2 pseudogenes are annotated in these 576 nt (G+C 64.9%); both read right to left on the minus strand.

What is annotated here, in order from left to right:
* Positions 1-280, minus strand: a pseudogene (locus J5M56_RS23910) (acetaldehyde dehydrogenase (acetylating)); the annotation flags it as partial.
* Positions 277-576, minus strand: a pseudogene (locus tag J5M56_RS23915) (hypothetical protein); the annotation flags it as partial. The pseudogenes J5M56_RS23915 and J5M56_RS23910, both read right to left, overlap by 4 nt.

The following is a 576-nucleotide window of genomic DNA, read 5'->3' on the forward strand; positions in this document are numbered from 1 at the left end:
CGTCGGAGAAGAAGCGGTTGTTGACCTTGTGCGCGGCGGCCGATGTCGCGTCGAACACGAGGTCGTACGCATCCTCGTGCGCCTTCAGAAAATCGAGACCGTCGCTCGATGTCTCCACGTTGCAACTGCGCGCGAGCCGCAGCCCGTCGCTGTTCGCATTGCGTCCGACGACGAACTTCAGATCGAATTGCTCGGATGCCTTGACTTTGAACATCAGATCGAGCCCGATGCTGCCCGAGCCCAGGATCGCCACCCGCGTGCGCGATGACTTGCTCTTCATGTTCCGCTCTCCTCCGTCAAATGACTCATGCGCGCCGCCGGCTCGCGCATGCCGTTCGGCTCGTCCTGCGCGGCGCGCGCGAGCACGCGCTCGAGCTCGCGGCGAACCTCGGCGAGCACACCTGCTTCCTCGCCGTGCATAAAGAAATGGCCGCCGGAAAAGCCGACATAGCGCACGGCCCCGATCGTCTCGGCGAGCCAGCCGGACAAACCGGCGTCGCTGACGAGGCCGTCGTTCGAGCCGTGCAACACCAGCATCGGGCAATCGAGCGGCGGCGGCCCGACGTAGCGGTATGT

The sequence above is a fragment of the Pseudomonas sp. 51_B genome (assembly GCF_017491595.1).
Lineage (GTDB): Bacteria > Pseudomonadota > Gammaproteobacteria > Pseudomonadales > Pseudomonadaceae > Aquipseudomonas > Aquipseudomonas promysalinigenes.